The organism is Mesorhizobium sp. B2-3-14 (assembly GCF_006442175.1).
Classification (GTDB): Bacteria; Pseudomonadota; Alphaproteobacteria; order Rhizobiales; family Rhizobiaceae; genus Mesorhizobium; species Mesorhizobium australicum.
The window spans coordinates 88,090-106,285 of the sequence record NZ_VFVP01000017.1; the positions used below are offsets into that span (position 1 = coordinate 88,090).

The following is an 18,196-nucleotide window of genomic DNA, read 5'->3' on the forward strand; positions in this document are numbered from 1 at the left end:
CAAGTCTGCAGAGCGTCCCCAAAGCGAAAACTTGCAGTTAATTGTCGTGGAGAACGATCATGAAGGCCGCCAAGGTGACGGCGGATCAAAGGGACTCACCCGAAGGAACTACAGGATCATTGGTTCGGGGTGGTCGGTGAAGAGCAGGCCGCGGTCAGCAAATACAGTTTGGTCGGCCGGGATGGGCGTTCCGAGCACCCTTTCACATAGCTGCCGGTCGCTTCGATCTCGGTACTGCTGACCCCGATCGCCTTGGCCGCGGAGAAAAGATTTTGGATTGCGGCGGCCACCGAGATCACGTCTGGACTGGCCAAGCCTGACAAATTGCTGCTCACTCACTTGTCCACAAAATTGACGCCGGGAGTGCTCATGCAGCCCTCAGGCGACGAACGTAAGCGAAGCTTCGTTATTTCGGTGACACGCAGCCAGTTTTTTACCTTGTGCCTCAATGTGACCGGCCGGCCGAGGTGTGCTTCTGCCGCTTTGAATGGCACCTGGGCCATGACCTGCGAAGACACAACCGACCCGCCGGCCATGATCTCAACTCGATACTCGGCCACTCACGCCCCCGCGATTGTTACCCCACCGCGATATAATTAGTTCGAGCTAAAATGGTTCCGGAACTTCGGCGGAGCCAGATGTTGCAGCCCGCGTGGAAAGGCCCATTTGACCAGGGCGGCTCGGTGGCTTGATCTCGCAGGGCAAACCGCCGAGCCTAACTGGCAACGGTTGCCAGCTTATGTGAAATTAGCATCGTGGCCATTGGCCGGCGTCGTTCAAACACACGAGCAAAGAAGACAACGCGGCGTTAGGTTCCAGTGTCGCGCGTAGCGGCACCCACCCTGAAAATTTCAAGCTTCTCGCTGTAAGAGAGCCTTACCCTTTCGCCGCATCGCTTGCAGGTGAACGTCGTTACGGACTTGACCCAGGAGCCTTTCCTGACCAGTGGGTTTTTGCAGCTCGGACACTGGAAGGTCAGGTTTTTGTCAAGCAGCTGATTGGATAGAGCCATCTCATCTTCTCCCAAGATGAAGTGGCCGTGCAAGACTGGTGCCAAAAATGTGCGTATTAGAACGACACAATTGGCGGCGGATCGGGAGGCTTGCCAGGAGTCAATGTGAGGCTGGGCACTCTCGGCAGTCGAATCACTGCCTGGCCATCCCAGTTGGTAGCGGCCGCACCGGTCTCGGCGCAACCAGGCGCGCGTGCGCGAAGCTCCTGGGATCGTCTCCCGATAGATTTCACTACTTCGTCCGACACGTCACCTTTGGAGGGCCGCCTACACTATGTTCCGGCTGAGCCTACTGGCGTGTGTCTCTGGGGCATTCTTTGAACTCGCAGGCTGGACTGGAACCAAACCGGAAAATAAGTCTTTCCCAAGGGAAGGGCTACAACGGACCCGACACAATGGATGGACATTTCGAACTGGAACTAGCCAAGGCCAGACTGAGTGTGAGCCAAGCAGAGTCGGAACTGAAACGTGTCGAGCGGACAAGCGCTAGGCGTGGGCATCGATCTCGCCCTCTGCGACACGATAAGAGGCGCCCAGCGCCGCGTCAATGAAGCAAGAGAGCACCTGGCGAGGATCAAGGTCGGCGATTCACCTGAGGTTTGCCCACGCGGGCACGGAGGCTAGTTCGTCAGGATAAGCGGTTCGGTGGATTGATCGCGCATCGGCAGGAAGACCGAGCTTAACCGGCAACCGCATCGCTTATCATCTTTCCCAGCTGAGCCTCAGATGTGCGCCATCTGCCCCCAAAGGCGCAATTGGAAGCAATTCGGATGCGACGGCTCCGTTAACTCTGGATCACAATGGCACTTCGAGTTTTGCCGCAAAATTGCCGCCGACGGCAAAGCCCGACTGCGGCGTGTAGCCGGCGGATCAACTACTAATCGGTTGCCGGCAACCCGTGAAGCGCCCTATCATCGGCACGGGGTTGGGAATGTGATGGCGCCGAGGTTCATAGCAAAACAGCTTTCTTGGCCGGCTGGGTTCGGCGGATGGCTCGTCCGAGCCGGTATGAACCGGGGCAACGCCCGACTGAACAGCTACGCTCTCGACCAATTGCAGTTGGTTCCTGAAGACCGAGTGCTGGAAGTCGGATTCGGCGGCGGCGCAGCACTGCCGCGGCTCGTTCGTGGCGCGTCATTCGTCTGCGGTGTTGACCGCTCTCAGGATGTGGCGAGCGCTGCCGCTCGCAAGTTTGCCGATGCGGTGCGCGCCGGACGAGCCGAGTTTCACGTCGGGGCAGTTGAAAAACTGCCGTTGCGGGATGCGACATTCGACAAAGCCGTCAGCGTTCACACCGTATACTTCTGGGAAAGCCTCAAGGCCGGATCTTCGGAATTGGCACGAATACTCACGCCTGGCGGGCGAATCGTGGTGGGCTTCCTTCCCAAGGCGCGTATGGATCGGATGAACATGCCAGCAGACATTTTCACCCCACGCGAGCCTGACGAGATCATCGCTGCTTTGCAAGGAGTGGGGTTCAGCAGGACCGAGCTTCGAAAACCGACCAGGGAAACGGCATGGGTCGTCGCGACAGGTGTGCGAAGCTGAGCTGTCCGCGCCGATCCAGCGCGGCAAGAAAAAAGTGCGCAGGCGTGAGCCGGCGGCCTACGAGCATCTTTGCCGAAACACGGGGTGCCGGTGGCGGCGGGATTAGCTGCAAATTGGTTTCCGTCGAGCAAGCAGGCCCGTGAGCCAGTCTGGATCCATCTGCGGCACCGAGGAGAGAAGCAGTTCGGTGTAGGCTGCGTGGGGTGGCGCGAGTACCTCGGTTTTCCAACCCTGCTCCACCACCTGCCCCTGGTGCATAACCACGACCTCGTCGGCAATTGCTCTTACCGTTGCGATATCGTGCGTAATGAAGATGTAGCTAATGCCGAGTTCGTGCTGCAAGCGCATCAGGAGCTTCAAGATCTCTTCCTGCACAATCTGATCGAGTGCCGAGGTCACCTCGTCACAAATAATAAGTTCTGGGTTCGCGGCGAGCGCGCGGGCGATGCAGATCCGCTGCTTCTGGCCACCCGACAATTCACCGGGCAGCCGGTCGAGGAAGCTTTCGTCCATCTCGATCATGTGCATGAGCTCGCCGACCCGCCGGTCGCGCTGCTGCCCCTTAACGCCCAAATAGAACTCAAGCGGGCGTGCGATTATCTCCTCGACCGTCTGGCGGGGGTTAAGCGCGCTATCCGGCGACTGATAGATCATCTGGATACGGCGCAGCAGGTCTTTCGAGCGGCGTTTCAACGAGAGGGTGAGCGGCTTGCCATCAAAGGACATCGATCCAGACAAGGCAGGCAAGAGACCCGTGACGACGCGGGCGAGGGTCGATTTCCCCGACCCTGATTCGCCGACCACTGCGACCGTTCGGCCGCGCGGAACCTTGATCGACACATCCACCAGCACCTTGACCCTTCCGGCATAAGCGGCGGTAACATTGTCGATGGTCAGTAAATGGTCCTCGGTCCGAATCTCGGGCTTCGCAAGCTTGCGCACTGCCCAAAGCGTCCGAGTGTATTCCTGGGTGGGAGCCGTAAGTATCTGCCGCGTATCGGCTTCCTCAACCGTTTGTCCGTGCCGCAAGACCATAATCCGGTCCGCCATCTGCGCCACCACGGCCAGATCGTGAGTCACATATATCGCTGCTGTGTTAAATTCCTCAACAATCCTGCGGATCGACGCAAGGACCTCGACTTGGGTGGTCACATCCAGCGCAGTTGTCGGTTCATCGAACACGATCAGGTCGGGGCGGCAGGCCATGGCCATTGCCGTCATGGCTCGCTGTAGCTGGCCGCCTGATACCTGATGCGGATACCGAAAACCAATGGTCTCAGGCTGTGGGAGTTGGAGGCGCCGATAAAGCTCCACGGCATCGCGATTAGCTTTCTCTCGGCTGGCGATCCCGTGCGCAACTGCCGTTTCAACCGTCTGGTCGAGGAGCCGGTGAGCAGGGTTGAACCAGGCGGCGGCGCTTTGCGCAACATAAGCAATGCGGGAGCCCCGAAGCCGCCGACGACGGGCTTCGCTCATTGACAAAAGATCGGCACCGTCGAAAAGCACCGCGCCTCGGCTAATACGGCAGCCCGGCTTTGCATACCCCATTGCGGCAAGGCCTATGGTCGATTTTCCGGCGCCGGATTCGCCAATCAGCCCGAGCACTTCTCCGCGTTTAAGCGAGAGATCCACGCCGCGCACGATCGGGTGCCAGCGCTCGTCGGAGAAGCCTTCAACGTGAAGATCCCGGACCTCGAGCAGATCTGTTCCCTTTTCGCGCAGGGCGGCACGGCTAGTTTTCATCACGCAGTCCGCTCGTCGAATGCAAAAACCAGTCCACGACAAAGTTCACCGCTACTGTGAGGAGCGCAATGGCGCCGGCCGGCAGTAGCGGAGTGACATCACCATAAGTGATCAGCGTGGCGTTTTCCCGCACCATCGACCCCCAATCCGCCGACGGCGGCTGTATGCCCACCCCCAGGAACGACAAGGCTGCAATCGTCAGAAACACAAAGCAGAATCGCAGACCAAATTCCGCGATGAGCGGCGGCAGAATGTTGGGCAGGATTTCCTTGCGCAGGAGCCATGCTGCACCTTCGCCGCGCAATCGCGCGACCTCAACATACTCCATCACCGCCACGTTGAGCCCGACGGCTCGCGCCAAACGGAACACGCGGGTGGAATCGAGCAGCGCTATGATCAATATAAGGCTGGGTATCGACGAACCGAATATGGAGAGGAGCATCAGCGCGAAAATCAGGCTGGGGATCGACATCAACACATCCACAGCGCGCGACAAGATCTGATCTAGCCACCCTCGGTACATTGCCGCCAGAAGCCCGAGTGTCACACCGGCTGCAAAGGATATGACGGTTGTCGCGAAGGCGATGCCGATCGTGTTGCGGGCTCCGTAGATCAGTCGAGTGAGCATGTCGCGACCGAGTTGGTCGGTGCCGAACATGAACTCGTGACTCCAGGGCGCGAACGCCTCGCTAAAGACCTGCGTTTCCCGGTACGGTGCGATCAGTGGCGCAAAAAGGGCGACGAGAACGTAGCAGAGGGTTACCCCCATACCGAACCAGGCACTGAGCGGGGCCTTCTTCAGCGATGTCGTCATGCGAGATCGGCGTGTGCGCCTTATCCTGGGCGCCCTGGGGGGCTGGATGACGGGCTCCGCGCTTGTCATCGCGGGTGCAACAGCCTCGGGTTGGTAGCGATCGAAATGATGTCGGCGATCAGGTTGAGCAAGATGTAGGTTGCGGCGAAGACGAGGGCGCAGGCCTGCACGACGGGTACGTCTCTTGATTTCACGGCATCGACCATCAGTTGGCCGACGCCAGGGTAGACGAATACAACCTCGACAACCACGACGCCGACGATGAGATAGGCAAGATTGAAGGCGACAACGGTCACGATCGGAGCCCAGGCGTTTGGCAAAGCGTGCCGAAGCACGACCACCATTGGCGTCATTCCCTTCAACCGAGCCATGTCGATATAGGGGCTTGAAAGCATGTTGATGATCGCCGCGCGCGTCATGCGCATCATGTGAGCGACGATGACGAGTGTAAGCGTGATCGACGGCAGGGCTGCGCGCCAGACGTGCTCCCAAAACGGCGTCTGATCGTTTATATTCGCCAAGGTCGGGAACTTCGGTACGACGTTCAAGGTCCAGTTGATCGAAGCCGCAAGCCATAAGGGCAGCGACTGCGCGAACTGCGTGCCCGCGAACGTATCGCGGGAGATGATCAGGAAAGCGAGCATGTAGGCGACGAAGAACTCAGGGAACGAAATTGTCGTGAGTGTCACCGTGTTTACAAGCCGATCGAACCAGCTGTTGCGGTAGAGGGCCGCAAGAATACCCAATCCCAATGCCAGCGGCACCGCGATGAGCGCCGTCATGACGGCCAGAAACATGGTGTTGTATAAACGCGGTGCGATAATCTCCACGACCGTGCGTCGGTAGCCGGTTCGACTGGCGAAGGACGACCCGAGATCCCCTCGTGCCATCTTGCCCATCCAGCTGAAGTAGCGTTCGACCGGCGGGCGATCGAGGCCCACCTCGTGCTGAAAAGCCGCTACGGTTTCGGGTGTAGCTGATTGACCAAGCATCGCCTTCGCAAAGTTGCCGGGCAGCATCGTGATCGCCGAAAAGATAATAATCGAGACGATGAACAGCGTAATCAGGCCGAGACCCAACCGTTGCAGGACCGTTTTTAAAACCGGATTCATACGCATGCTGCGCGCTTTCCCAAAAGCCCGCCGTCCATTGCGGACGGCGTGCTTGGCGAACATCTTATGCCTGTGCCATCCACCAGCGCTCGGCCATCTTCAGTCCGTCATTCTCCCAATTCGGCGCCACGTCGCCATGGGCTAGTTTCTTCGATTTGGCGCTGACGAAGTTGTTGAACACCAGCACTATGCTGCCACCATCGTCATGGGTCAGCTGCTGCATTTCGGCGTACATGGCGGCACGCTTGGCTTCGTCGGTTTCAGCTCGTGCCTTTACGAGCAACTCATTGAAGCGCGGGTTTTTCCAGAACGACTCGTTCCAACTGGATTCCGCTGCGAAGGCCTGCGTGAACATCCAGTCGGCCGTCGCGCGACCACTCCAGTAGGATGCGCACCAAGGCTTCTTCAGCCAGATGTTGTCCCAATAGGCGTCTTCGGCCTCGCGCACCACGTTGACGTCGATGCCGCACTGTGCGGCCGTCTCGCGAATGAGTGCGGCCGCGTCTACCGCACCTGCGAAAGCGGCATCTGCGACCGAAAGATCGATTTTCAGCTTCTCCATCCCCGCCTTCTTCAGATAATGGCGCGATTTCTCGGGATCGAAACTGTGTTGCGGCTCCGGGTTCTTGTAGAACTTGATCGCCGGCGCGATGGGACTGTCATTGGCAACGGTGGCATGCCCAAGGAAAATCTTGTCGGCGATCTCTTGACGGTTGATCGCCCATTTCAACGCCGTGCGCACATCCGGATTATCGAAAGGCGCCATGGTGACGTTCATCGGCAGCGTATAATGCCCGTAGCCGGTGATCTCGATGATGTCGATTTTGGGATTTCGCTTCAACATGCCGAGTGTCTTCAGATCGGCGCGGCCGATATAGTCCACCTCCCCGGTCGAGAGCGCAGCCATGCGTGCGGCCAAGTCGGTGATTGCGATGAACTCCACCTCGTCCAGGTAGGGCCTTCCGTTCTTGAAGTAGTTTGGATTGCGCTTGAGCTTGGCCGAAACGCCCGGTTGGAAGTTCTCGAGCACGAATGCGCCCGTGCGTGCGCCCGAAGCCCAATCCGCTTTCCCGTCAACGCTCGGCATGATCACGAGATGATAATCGCTCATGATGTAGGGGAAATCGGCGTTGCCGCTGTCGAGCGTGAAGACAACCGTTTGTGGGCCGTCGGCCCTGACGTCCTTGACGGAGGCAAGCAGAGACTTCGCGGCCGATTTGGTGTCGGCACCCATGTGATACCGCATGGAGGCCACGACATCGTCTGCCGTCACGCTTTTGCCATTGTGGAAGGTCGTGCCCTTGCGCAGCTTAAAGACCCAGGTCTTGGCGCCGTTGGATGCTTCGAAGCTTTCTGCAAGATCCGGCTGTACGCCACCCTTAGCGTCGACCTCCGTGAGGCCGTTGGACATTGCACCCGAAAAAGCAGTTTGGGAGAAGGTATCGGGATAGCCGGCCGGATCTACGGAATCAGTAGTCGCCCCGTGGGCCATGCCGAGCTTTGCGAAGCCTCCTTTTTGCGGTTCTGCTCGTGCCGCAGTGACAAAGAGCTGATCTGCGGCTGCGATGGCCAGACCTGCCGCCAATCCTAGATGGATGAACTCACGCCGCGAAACCTTGCCGCTCCCGACAAGACCTTTCGCGATGCGCAGTTTGTACTCTGATTCCGACATTGCCGTTCTCCCATTTGCGGATTTTCCGCGTTCTTTTTCCAACCGTCGTCGAGCACGCAATGCGTAAGTGCCCTGTCTTCGTCTTTTGTGTTCCTTCCTGTGCCTTCCGCTCTTGCCCGATCAGGCAGTCACATAGATGTTGCCGTCCTCGACCATGACGGGGAACGTTCGTGCACGCACGGTGGAATCGACCAGCGCCGAACCCGTTTTGATGTCAAACTCCCAGCCATGCCAGGCGCAGCGTACGATCTCGTTTTCCCGGTGATAGACGAAGCGCGCTTCGTCGACCGGCGCAGTGGTTCCGCATTGCGGGCCCTCACACAGCGGCGCCCCGCGATGCGGACAGATATTGAGTAGCGCGTGGAAAGTCTCTCCGATGCGAAACACGCCCACCGAAAGGCTGCGGACCTTTGCGATTACGGGTGTGCCCGTTTCGATCTCGTCGACGCGACAGATGAAGATTTTCTCGGCCATGTTCTGCTCCGTCAGGCAGCATTCGCGGTCAGGATGGGGGAAATGCGCTTGTAAACGTCGAGTGCATTTTGACCCATCACCTTCGTCCTCCAAGCGGGAGGAATGTGCAGCGTGTTGGCGTCGTCGTAGTCCCAATGCGGATAGTCTGACGCAAACATAAGCGTGTTTTCACCGTCCATTGCTTCCAGAATGGACCAGAGATGCTGCACATTCGCCGGCTGCTCCAGGGGCTGTGTGGAAAACCGAATATTTCGGCGGCAGTACTCGGACGGCAGCATCTTCAGCCAAGGCGTCTCCTTGCGAAGCGCCTTGTAATCGGCGTCGAGGCGCCACAGCACCGTCGGCACCCAGGCCACGCCGCATTCGACCACAACGAAATAGAGTTCCGGCCATTTTTCGAAGACTCCATGCGCAATCATGCTGGCGACATGGCTGATCGCCGACATGTGCAGGATGGCGTGTGTCTCCCAGAAGAATGTCGTGGGGGCAGGCGCGATGGCGTTCCAGTTGATTCCCCCATGGCCGCCGAGGTGGATGGCGAAGGGCAATCCCATTTCCGCGCAGGCTTCGTAGATCGGGTGGTAGAAGGGATCGCCGTACGGCCGCACAGAGCCTTGGGAGGCCAGAACCTGGACCATGCGCGGGTGGCTGCCGAGCCGACGGATCTCGGCCGCCGCCTGCTTCGGATCCTGAGGCGCGATGATAATCGAACCCATGAAGCGGTTGTCCTTCGGCAACCACTCCGCGACCTGATAGTCATTGTAAGCACTGACCAGCGCACTGGCATAATAGGGGTTGGCCAGCGTCGAGGCTTCAATCGGCTCGTCACCGGTGAGAATCGCCACGCCGACATTGTATTTGTCGAGATGCTTTTCTTTCATCATCCGGTAGTTGTCGGCTTCGGTCTCGGGCCGCACGTCCTTTCGCGAGAAATCTTGCGGATGGAACCAGGGCCGATGGCCATGCGGGAAGGATCCTCTAGGGCCGGTCTTTTCGCCCTCTATGAACATGTCCTTCCAGACGCCCGAGAGGTAGGGCTCGAGCACCGTGGCGCTGGACCAGTAGTTGTGGCAATCGCAGTCAACGATGAACACTTTAGCTTCGCTCCCTCTTTGCAGACCGCGTTCTGCTGGCCGTTAGTCTCTTTAGCTTCCGCCTTGACAAATGCCGGATCAAGCCAATGATCTCTGGGTAATGATCGGGTTTTTCGATTGAGGGTTAGTGCGTGCAGCTGGACCACATTGAGACGTTCCTCGACATCATCGAATCGCGGAACTTCAACCGGACTGCCGACCGGCTGAACATTACGCAGTCGACCGTCAGCAGCCGGATCAAGAGTCTCGAAAGCGCTGTAGGGTCGGAGCTTTTCCATCGTGGTCGCGCCGGTGCTGAACCGACAGCGGCGGGGCGACGTTTCGAAGCCTACGCGCGGGCGATGCTGTCGACTTGGTCGCAAGCGCGCCATGACGTGCGGGCCTTCAACCGGTTCGAAGGAACCCTGCGCGTGGCAGCGCAGGTTGGCATGACACGCTCAGTGCTGCCTGGGTGGGTGGAGGCGCTCTGTCGGGCCCTTCCCACAGCCTCGATCCATGTGGAATCCGACTATTCCAACCAGATGGTGACAGATCTGAGCATGGGGAATCTGGATATAGCCGTGCTCTACGCACCCCGCTATCTTCCCGAGATTGCTTACGAGCATCTGATGGTCGAGGAATATGTGATGGTGTCGACCTTCGCCAGGACAATGTCGCAGGTCAATCCCGACAGCTACATTCGGCCGGGCTACACCGTCGTACTCGAGAAAACGCATTCCGAGCTTATCCCCTCCCTCGCAATCTCGCGTCTCTCCATGGGATCCGAAAGCCTGGCAGAAGCGATGCTGCGGCGAACTGGGGGGAGTTGTTACATGCGCAACGACGATGCCCGCAGGTTTACGGCCGAGTGCCCTTCCTTCCTGGTCGAGGACGCACCGACGCTTTATCAGCCTGTCCACACGGCTATGCTCGCGCGGCGCAAACACGAACCGATTATTCGAAAGGGGCTTCGTGCGCTCCAGCTCGCGGTGATGTCGCTCGAGAGCTAAATCGAAATTCCCGATTGAAGACAGGGGTTCAACCCACTGTTCCCGAAACGGTCCCGCTGCCATGTTGGGGGCTCACTGAAGAGCCCGACCATGAACGCACACACTTCCTTTTCGGCTTTCGACTTCGCAACGATGCGGCAGCGGCAATGGGCCGACGATTCGTCACAGGCGATCCTCTGCCGCAGGGTCATCGACGAGACGCACGACGTGAAGACATTTGTCTTCACGTCTGCATCAGACCACATGTTCTGCTTCAACGCGGGGCAATACATTGTCCTCCACCTCACAATCGGGGGCGTTGCGGTGACCCGTTCCTATTCCGTTTCGTCGCCACCTACTCGACCGCTCGATTTGCACATCACGGTCAAGCGGACACCAGGCGGGCTCGTTTCCAATTGGCTCCACGAGAACCTGCGAGCGGGCGACGAAGTCAACGTCGAAGGCCCACTGGGGTCGTTCAAACTCGACGGCTTCAACAGCGACAAGCCTCTCTTTCTTGCGGGAGGCAGCGGGATCACGCCTCTTATGTCGATGCTGCGCACCTTGACGGACAGAGCGTCCGATCTCGACCTGCGCCTCATCTACAGCGCGCGCTCGCCGCGAGATCTCATCTTCAGGTTGGAACTCGATGCACTCGCTGCCCGGTTTCGTAACCTACGGGTGACATGCGTCTGTTCCCGGGCAGACCCCTCATGGGCAGGACCGACGGGCCGCATAGACGGCCCCATGCTCCGGCGCCTGGTCCCCGATCTTGGCGAGCGCACGGTCTACGCGTGCGGCCCCGAACAGTATATGAACGCGTTGCGAGACGGTCTTGGCCAGGCGGGTGTTGATCCACGGGGGTATCATGAGGAGAGCTTCGGGCGCAGCCTGGGCGGTGTTACTGCGGACGTAGCATCTGCTGTCTCGTCCTCGGTCCACTTCGCACGTTCGAGATTGGACCATCGTTGCGCTCCCGGGGAGACCCTGCTGGAGGCGGCGCGCAACTGTGGCGTCTATGTTCCCAGCGGCTGCCAACAGGGAATTTGCGGCACGTGCCGAATAGCCAAGCTCTCTGGCGAAGTCACCATGCAGGATCTCGGCGGACTCACCTCCGAAGAAATCTCAGCGGGCTTGGTTCTGGCCTGCTGCAGCCGCGCGAAAGGCCCTGTTACACTCGATCTTTGACTTCGGCTAAGGTTCCGAACGGGTCCTAGCTGGCTGCAAGCAGGCGGTTTGCGATTTGCTTAGCTGTGCTAGCAGCTCGCACGTGCTCCACCTCTGCCGCATTGGGCACGTCTATCAAAACCTCGAGGCCCCCAAAGATATCCAATTCACCCTCACATGCGACAGCAAATGAATGCTGTGCCACCCCCCGAATGTCCAGGGAAAGTATAAGAAAGTGAGTGTCTCGGACACACCAACTCGCCGGCTGCGGCTTGGGCAAAGTTTGTGTCAGTGCTTTCAAAAGCTGGCTCGGAAACGCCCAGGATGAAGAACACCGCGAGCTTGATCCGCGTATGCTGGGGATTCCCGAAGAAGCTGTCCGGCTCGCCTTGCTCGACGATCAGGCCGCATCCGAGTTCCATACGCCGACGACCGAGCATGGAGATGAACTGTTGCCGGCCGGCGGAAGAGCCAATAAAGAGAACGGCGGCTAGCTATCGGCTGGGCTGGGCGGCTTCGCAGGGCTATCGATCCACGTCGCCCAAAACAATGTCCAATGAACCTAGTATGGCGGTGACGTCGGCTAACATATGGCCACGGCAGAGCAGGTCCATTGCCTGCAGATGAGCGAAGCTCGGAGGACGCAGCTTGCATCGGTACGGCTTGTTCGTGCCGTCGGCCACGAGGTAGACGCCAAACTCCCCCTTCGGCGCTTCCACCGCCGCGTAGACCTCGCCGGCAGGCACACGAAAGCCCTCAGTATAGAGCTTGAAATGATGAATCAAAGCCTCCATCGAACGCTTCATGGCCGCACGTCTGGGCGGGACGACCTTGCCGTCGGTATTCGAAACCGGCCCAGGTCCCTCGCTTACCAGCAGGTCGACACACTGCCGCATGATCTTGGCCGACTGGCGCATCTCCTCCATACGCACCAGATACCGGTCGAAACAATCGCCGTTCCTGCCGACGGGTATATCGAAGTCCATCTCGGCATAGCACTCGTATGGCTGGGACTTTCGCAAGTCCCAGGCGGCACCTGATCCCCGCACCATCACCCCTGAAAAACCCCACGCCCAGGCGTCACTTTGCGAGATCTGACCGATGTCCACGTTACGAAGTTTGAAGATGCGGTTGTCCGTTAGCAGCCTGTCCAGGTCGTCCACGGTTTTGCGGAACGGGTCGATCCAATTGCCGATGTCCGTGATCAAGTCTGGCGGCAGATCCTGATGCACGCCGCCGGGACGAAAATACGCGGCATGCATACGAGAGCCGCTGGCCCGCTCGTAGAAGACCATCAGTTTCTCGCGTTCGACAAACCCCCACAAGGGCGGGGTCAGTGCTCCCACGTCCATGGCTTGGGTGGTGACGTTGAGCAGATGAGAAAGGATCCGCGAGATCTCGCTGAACAGAACCCTGATCAGCTGGCCACGCCGCGGCACGGCTAGACCCATTAGTTTCTCGATTGCAAGGCACCAGGCATGTTCCTGGCTCATCGGTGCCACGTAATCCAGACGATCGAAATATGGCAGCGCCTGGAGATAAGTCTTGGTTTCGATCAGTTTCTCGGTGCCGCGATGAAGCAGGCCGATATGAGGATCGACACGATCGACGACCTCGCCGTCGAGCTCGAGAACCAGCCGTAGCACGCCGTGCGCCGCAGGATGCTGGGGACCGAAATTGATGTTGAAATTTCGGACGGAATTCTCTGCCATCTAGCGGCTCCTTCGAGAAGGCCCGCCTAACTTCCTTCCGAGCCCGACGTTCCATCCGTGCGCCCGGTCGGCATTGTTCCACCAGAATTCGCCAGTCCAAACTCCGGCTCATGCCCAACCGCTTCGGCCAATTGACTGAGGAAATTCACCAGAGCAGCTTGCGGATCATCGAGTTCGCCGACGACCACTGAAATACCCCAACGCCCAAGCACCGCCTCCTCCACAGGGTTTCGGCTGGTCATGAAGATGAAAGAAGGAGGGCGATCTTTTTCATACCCGGATCGATGCCAGGTTTGCCACAGGCGATGCAACAGCAACCGGATGTTCGGGTCGGAGAGGCTATAGCCTATGAAGAGGATCGTGCTGCCAAGTGCATCGGAACGAAACCGCACATCGAGTGGGGAATTGAAGGAAAGCCGGTCGAGATAATCCGTTTCGGTCAGGACAAGAGAAGAATCCTCATCGAAGTCGCCATGGAACTTGACGATGTGGGTAACCCCCTGGCGGGCTTGCGCTACATCGCGTGCATTGGCCACCTTGACGTATCGCCGACCGTATATTTCGAACGCCAGTTCCAGATTCCGGTCGTAATTCGTGGTATAGATGATGGGAAAATTGAGCATCACGATGAGGCGATGCAACTCCGATTTTTCGATCCGGTCCTTGGCGACCGACCAGTTTCTGTCCATCCAACTGCGCAGCGGTCCGATGCTGCCATGCCGTATCCGATAGTACTCGGCTAGAGTTTGAAAACGTTCGCGTCGCATCGAAAACTCGTCGTCGATCCCAAGTTCTTTTGCCATCTGCTCGATCAGTTTCTCCCAAGACGGAAGCCCAACGCTGATCGAGACACCCGCCCCGACGAATAGGATCGCACTACCGCGGCCGATAGCTTTTGCCAGTGATGCGAGACCATCGCTCATGGACAGGTGCCGGTGCTGGATGAGGCGCTCCAAACAGTTGCGGCCATCGCAAAGGGCATTGAGGTTCTCTCACGCGTCACTGGCAATCGTTGGCGACCAAACCAAGAGAGCCACGCTGTGTTCCAGCGACGCGGTCCGAAACTTGCCGTGAGTGCCGTCGCGTTTGATGACCACTTGAGAGACCAGGGCGGCCGTTCCCCGACAACCACCTACCGAAGGGGACAACGGAAGCAGCCGGGGCGTGAGGCTTCCGTCAGACGATCGGCCTTTTTCTTGGCCAGCACCTGGGCTGAATTGTCCTTGACCAAAACAAATTGGCGGCCTTTAACAAATCTAAGTGCGGGCGAGCCTCATTCCTGTACATTCACCAAGGATGGAGGCCGAGATGAGCCAAAAGCGCCGCGATCTGGACTACCTTGTTCAGCACTATATTGACTGCAGGAGAGGCAAACCTTGGCCGCTGTCAGTATCGGCGGCCGTGGTGGCGATACGGACAGTTTTCCGCGAAAACCTCGTTTCTGATCGTGAATTGGCAACGCTTATCGCCAGAGCTGCGATCGACCGAGGACAGGTTGTCGAGTTCGACCTCAATGAGCCTGCACAGGCGGCATAGTGCCGATAGACGCAGGTAGCTCGACCACCACGGCAGGGACTCAACAGGCTGTAACTGGGGCCCGGCACGGATAGCTCTTCACGACGACCCCGGACTGCTCGTCACACTACGTGGCCGTTCGCAAACTCGGTCAGTCGCGCAGTTGCCTATTGCCGTGGCGCTCTGCAGCGCAACGCTGGCGGATCAAGTCAAAGGCAGTGGCACGACCTGATCAGCAACAACACGCCGATTGCGTAAGGGACGAACAAAAACACCATAGCCACCCAGTAGCCAGGTTGCGCCAGCGCCGCCAAATCTGATCCAAGCTGTTCCATTGGCTGTCCAACGCAGGACGGTCCAGCTTGTTCCCGGGTTACGACCTTAGAGCCCCCGGCGGGCATCCGGGTCTTACCATGATGGAGCTGCAGGCTCGGGCATTAGCCTCATCAGGTCTGATTATGCTTTCGCAGATCGTTGCGAAGTAACATTTGTGCGCCGTCAGCCCAAGAGTTGACAGTCGATAGCATATTCGACGCTTCCTCACCCGAACCGGGTTGGGCGGAATTTGGCCAACAAGGGATGTTCGTTTCCCGTGGCAATCTCGCCTGCAAGCAGTTCGCCCGCGATCAGCCCGAGCGTCGCGCCGCTGTGACTGAAGGCAACGTAATATCCCTCAGAGTCCTTCAGCCGACCAAATACCGGCTCCCCATCGCCCGGGATCGGCTTGGGACCGACCCCGTAGCTCTCCAACTCCAGCTTCGGATTGCCCTCGAGCACCTTCGAGGCTTCGTCGAGAAGCCCCTGGAGGGTCGAAGCCTTGACGCCATACGTGCCGTCGGAATTTACGAGTACCTCTTCTTCGGACCATGCGGAATCAAGAACGAGAGCTCCGTCCGGCGTCGGGCGAACAGCGACCCGCGGCGTGTTGAGCACTGCCCGAAGTGGAAGGGCGACAGGCTTGGTCCTGACCAGTAAAGCGATCGGCGTTGCGTCCGCGATATGCTGCCCGGTTTGCGCCACCGAGCGCGGCACGTCACTCCCCGTTGCCAAGAGAACCGCATCGGCAGCAAAAGTGGCGCCCATCTCCGTCGCGACGCCATTGGCGCGCCCGGCGGCGAGCGTCACGGTTGCGCGCCCCGCGTCGGTAACGAGCTGACCGCCCCGCTCCACGAATTCCCCAACCAGCAATTTGATCAACGACGGAAGATCGACCCAGCCTTCGCCCGGATTGAAGATCGCACCCTGGCGCGTGACCGCGCTTGCCGCGATGCCCGGTGTAGCCGAAGGAATGTCGCCTGCGAGCAAATGGCGTGCGTCATATCCAAGGCTCTTTTCATGTGCCAAAGCTTCCATGATCTCGTTCGAGGCGTCGTCCGCATCCCAGGTCAAACCACCGTCGAAGCGCAGCCAGGCAGCATCCGGGTACTTTGCCGACAAGGTTCTGTACCGGTCGATGCCGATCATGCGCAGCTGATGATATTCAGCCGAGCGCTTGCGTGCGGAGTTGAGCCAGGAAAGCGAGCGTCCGGACGCCCCACTGGCCAGCGGTCCGTCGTTGATGAGGATAGTTTCGACGCCGAGCCGCGACAGATGAACGGCGGACGAGACACCAAAAATGCCGCCCCCGACAACAACAACTTTTGAGACCGCGTGTGTAGCCATGGAATGTTCTTTCGCTGTAGATAATGAATCGTGTGAGCGGAATCGGGTCGTCCTGGTCTCTTCGGCTTCGGATCAAAGCACTTCGGCCAGGAAGCGCTTTAGACGCGTGCTCTTGGGGGTGTCGAAAATCGCTGCGGGTGTGCCGGACTCAATGACGCGGCCTTCGTCCATGAAAACGACCTGGTCCGCAACTTTGCGGGCAAAGCCCATTTCATGAGTGACTACGACCATCGTCATGCCGCGCTGGCCGAGGTCCGCCATCAGATCGAGGACGCCTTTGACCAGCTCTGGATCGAGGGCGCTGGTCACTTCGTCAAACAGAATAACCTCCGGATCCATCGCAAGGGCGCGGGCGATTGCCACACGCTGCTGCTGACCACCCGAAAGACTGCCAGGGCGATGGTGTTTGCGTGCGGCAAGGCCGACATCGGCAAGACGCGCCTCGGCGATGCGCGAGGCTTCCTGCACCGGGATGCCCTTGACCTTGGTCAAAGACAGCATGACGTTTTCAAGGGCGGTATGATCCGGAAAGAGATTGAACTGCTGAAACACCATGCCGACGCGCCGCCGCAGCTTCTCGGGTTTCATCGCCAAAATGCTCGCTCCGTCGAGCAACACGTCGCCGCCCTTGGGTTCGACCAGACGATTGAGGCAACGCAACAGGGTCGACTTGCCCGAACCCGAGGGTCCGATGATGCAGGTGACCGTACCCGCCTTGACCATCAGGCTAACGCTCCTGAGGACGTCGAGCTCGCCATAGGCCATATCCAGCTTGCTGACGGCGAGACTGCCGCCCTTGAACCGAGGATGCGCCGAATGAGAGTCGGAACCTACCTCCGGCGATGGGCTGCAGGTGGCGCTCTCCAGTTCGCTCACCTCGGCCAGGCCGCTTGTGACCACGCCAGCTTTTTGCTTTCCAGTTCTTAGCCGGTTGTCGATGTGATTGACCACATGGGTCAAGGGCACGGTGATGACGAGATAAAATACGCCCGCCAGCAGCAAAGGCGACAGATTTCCGGTCACTACCGCCTGGTCCTGGCCGACACGGAAAATTTCGCGCTCCGATGTGAGCAGGCCGAGGAAATAAACCAGGCTCGAATCTTTGACATTGCCTATGAACTGGTTGACCAGGGCCGGCAGGACGCGGCGGATGCCTTGCGGGACCACGATCAGGCGCATGCCTTGGCCGTAGCTCATGCTGAGCGCCCTGCAGGCTTCCATCTGGCCGCGTTCGACGCTCTGTATGCCCGACCGGAAGATCTCGCCGATATAGGCGCCGGCGATCAGGCTGAGTGCAAGAATGCCAAGCGGATAAGGCGAAGGCCCGAAGATTTCACGGCCTATGCGGGCGAAGCCCTGGCCGATCAGCAGGATTGTGACGATCGCCGGAAGCCCGCGGAAGACATCCGTATAGATCCGGGCGGGAATGCGCAGCCAACGCGATTGGGAAATGCCCATGATCGCCAGGACCATGCCTATTGCGACGCCGAGCACCGTCGAAGCGGCCGCAAGCACGAATGTGTTTTTCAGTCCGATGGTGATCATGCTGGGCAGCACGTCGGCCATGGCTTGCCAGTCGAGAAAACTGCGACGCAGATTTTCAAGCCAGTTCATTCGGTCCCCTTCTCATTGCGCGGGTGGGAGCTCATCGAAGTGCGGCCAGCGAGGTTTCCAGCCGCCGGCCCTTGGCCGCCGGCTGGGGT

Annotated in this window: 16 protein-coding genes; 5 read left to right on the forward strand and 11 right to left on the reverse strand. The window is 59.0% G+C overall.

Going from position 1 to position 18,196, the window contains the following annotated elements; genetic code table 11:
* Positions 1-116: 116 nt before the first annotated feature.
* Positions 117-335 carry a DUF768 domain-containing protein gene (locus FJ950_RS28520; RefSeq protein WP_140620481.1) on the reverse strand — a complete coding sequence of 73 codons (219 nt, stop codon included), beginning with the start codon at positions 333-335 and terminating at the stop codon, positions 117-119.
* A 1,685-nt stretch (positions 336-2,020) separates the two neighbouring features.
* Here FJ950_RS28520 and FJ950_RS28530 point away from each other — a divergent pair.
* Positions 2,021-2,560, forward strand: a complete 540-nt coding sequence (locus tag FJ950_RS28530) for a methyltransferase domain-containing protein (RefSeq protein ID WP_181166435.1) — start codon at positions 2,021-2,023, stop codon at positions 2,558-2,560.
* A gap of 102 nt (positions 2,561-2,662) precedes the next feature.
* Here FJ950_RS28530 and FJ950_RS28535 read toward each other — a convergent pair whose 3' ends face one another.
* From FJ950_RS28535 to FJ950_RS28560, 6 genes are all read right to left on the reverse strand, one after another.
* A complete protein-coding gene (locus tag FJ950_RS28535; RefSeq protein ID WP_140620485.1) occupies positions 2,663-4,303 on the reverse strand; it encodes an ABC transporter ATP-binding protein in 1,641 nt (546 codons plus the stop codon).
* Complete coding sequence (locus FJ950_RS28540) at positions 4,293-5,117, reverse strand: ABC transporter permease (protein ID WP_181166434.1); 825 nt, start codon at positions 5,115-5,117, stop codon at positions 4,293-4,295. The genes FJ950_RS28535 and FJ950_RS28540 overlap by 11 nt, the downstream gene beginning before the upstream one ends.
* 65 nt (positions 5,118-5,182) lie before the next feature.
* Positions 5,183-6,229, reverse strand: a complete 1,047-nt coding sequence (locus FJ950_RS28545) for an ABC transporter permease (protein WP_140620535.1) — start codon at positions 6,227-6,229, stop codon at positions 5,183-5,185.
* Between the two features lie 64 nt (positions 6,230-6,293).
* The gene (locus tag FJ950_RS28550; protein WP_140620488.1) at positions 6,294-7,901 is read right to left on the reverse strand and encodes an ABC transporter substrate-binding protein; all 1,608 of its coding nucleotides are present in this window, start codon (positions 7,899-7,901) and stop codon (positions 6,294-6,296) included.
* A 120-nt stretch (positions 7,902-8,021) separates the two neighbouring features.
* On the reverse strand, positions 8,022-8,375 hold the full coding sequence (locus FJ950_RS28555) for a Rieske (2Fe-2S) protein (protein WP_140620490.1): 354 nt from the start codon (positions 8,373-8,375) through the stop codon (positions 8,022-8,024).
* Positions 8,376-8,386: 11 nt separating this feature from the next.
* Positions 8,387-9,469, reverse strand: coding sequence for an amidohydrolase family protein (locus FJ950_RS28560; RefSeq protein WP_140620492.1), 1,083 nt, complete (start codon positions 9,467-9,469; stop codon positions 8,387-8,389).
* A gap of 131 nt (positions 9,470-9,600) precedes the next feature.
* Here FJ950_RS28560 and FJ950_RS28565 point away from each other — a divergent pair, with 131 nt between their 5' ends.
* From FJ950_RS28565 to FJ950_RS28575, 3 genes are all read left to right on the forward strand, one after another.
* Entirely contained in the window at positions 9,601-10,458 is an 858-nt protein-coding gene (locus tag FJ950_RS28565) for a LysR family transcriptional regulator (protein ID WP_140620494.1), read from the forward strand.
* Positions 10,459-10,548: 90 nt separating this feature from the next.
* Positions 10,549-11,625 carry a hybrid-cluster NAD(P)-dependent oxidoreductase gene (locus tag FJ950_RS28570; protein WP_140620496.1) on the forward strand — a complete coding sequence of 359 codons (1,077 nt, stop codon included), beginning with the start codon at positions 10,549-10,551 and terminating at the stop codon, positions 11,623-11,625.
* Between the two features lie 251 nt (positions 11,626-11,876).
* The gene (locus tag FJ950_RS28575) at positions 11,877-12,098 is read left to right on the forward strand and encodes a hypothetical protein (RefSeq protein WP_140620498.1); all 222 of its coding nucleotides are present in this window, start codon (positions 11,877-11,879) and stop codon (positions 12,096-12,098) included.
* Between the two features lie 30 nt (positions 12,099-12,128).
* On the opposite strand, the gene FJ950_RS28580 is transcribed toward FJ950_RS28575, so the two are convergent.
* Both FJ950_RS28580 and FJ950_RS28585 read right to left on the reverse strand, forming a co-directional pair.
* The gene (locus tag FJ950_RS28580; protein ID WP_140620500.1) at positions 12,129-13,316 is read right to left on the reverse strand and encodes an NADH-quinone oxidoreductase subunit D; all 1,188 of its coding nucleotides are present in this window, start codon (positions 13,314-13,316) and stop codon (positions 12,129-12,131) included.
* Positions 13,317-13,342: 26 nt separating this feature from the next.
* The gene (locus FJ950_RS28585; protein WP_224643708.1) at positions 13,343-14,239 is read right to left on the reverse strand and encodes an SIR2 family protein; all 897 of its coding nucleotides are present in this window, start codon (positions 14,237-14,239) and stop codon (positions 13,343-13,345) included.
* 385 nt (positions 14,240-14,624) lie between these two features.
* On the opposite strand from FJ950_RS28585, the gene FJ950_RS28590 reads away from it, so the two are divergent.
* Positions 14,625-14,852 (forward strand): hypothetical protein, encoded by a 228-nt coding sequence (locus FJ950_RS28590; RefSeq protein WP_140620502.1) that lies wholly within the window; start codon positions 14,625-14,627, stop codon positions 14,850-14,852.
* Between the two features lie 519 nt (positions 14,853-15,371).
* Here FJ950_RS28590 and FJ950_RS28595 read toward each other — a convergent pair.
* Entirely contained in the window at positions 15,372-16,493 is a 1,122-nt protein-coding gene (locus tag FJ950_RS28595; RefSeq protein ID WP_140620504.1) for an FAD-binding oxidoreductase, read from the reverse strand.
* Between the two features lie 72 nt (positions 16,494-16,565).
* Positions 16,566-18,107 (reverse strand): amino acid ABC transporter permease/ATP-binding protein, encoded by a 1,542-nt coding sequence (locus FJ950_RS30160; RefSeq protein WP_140620506.1) that lies wholly within the window; start codon positions 18,105-18,107, stop codon positions 16,566-16,568.
* Positions 18,108-18,196: the final 89 nt, after the last annotated feature.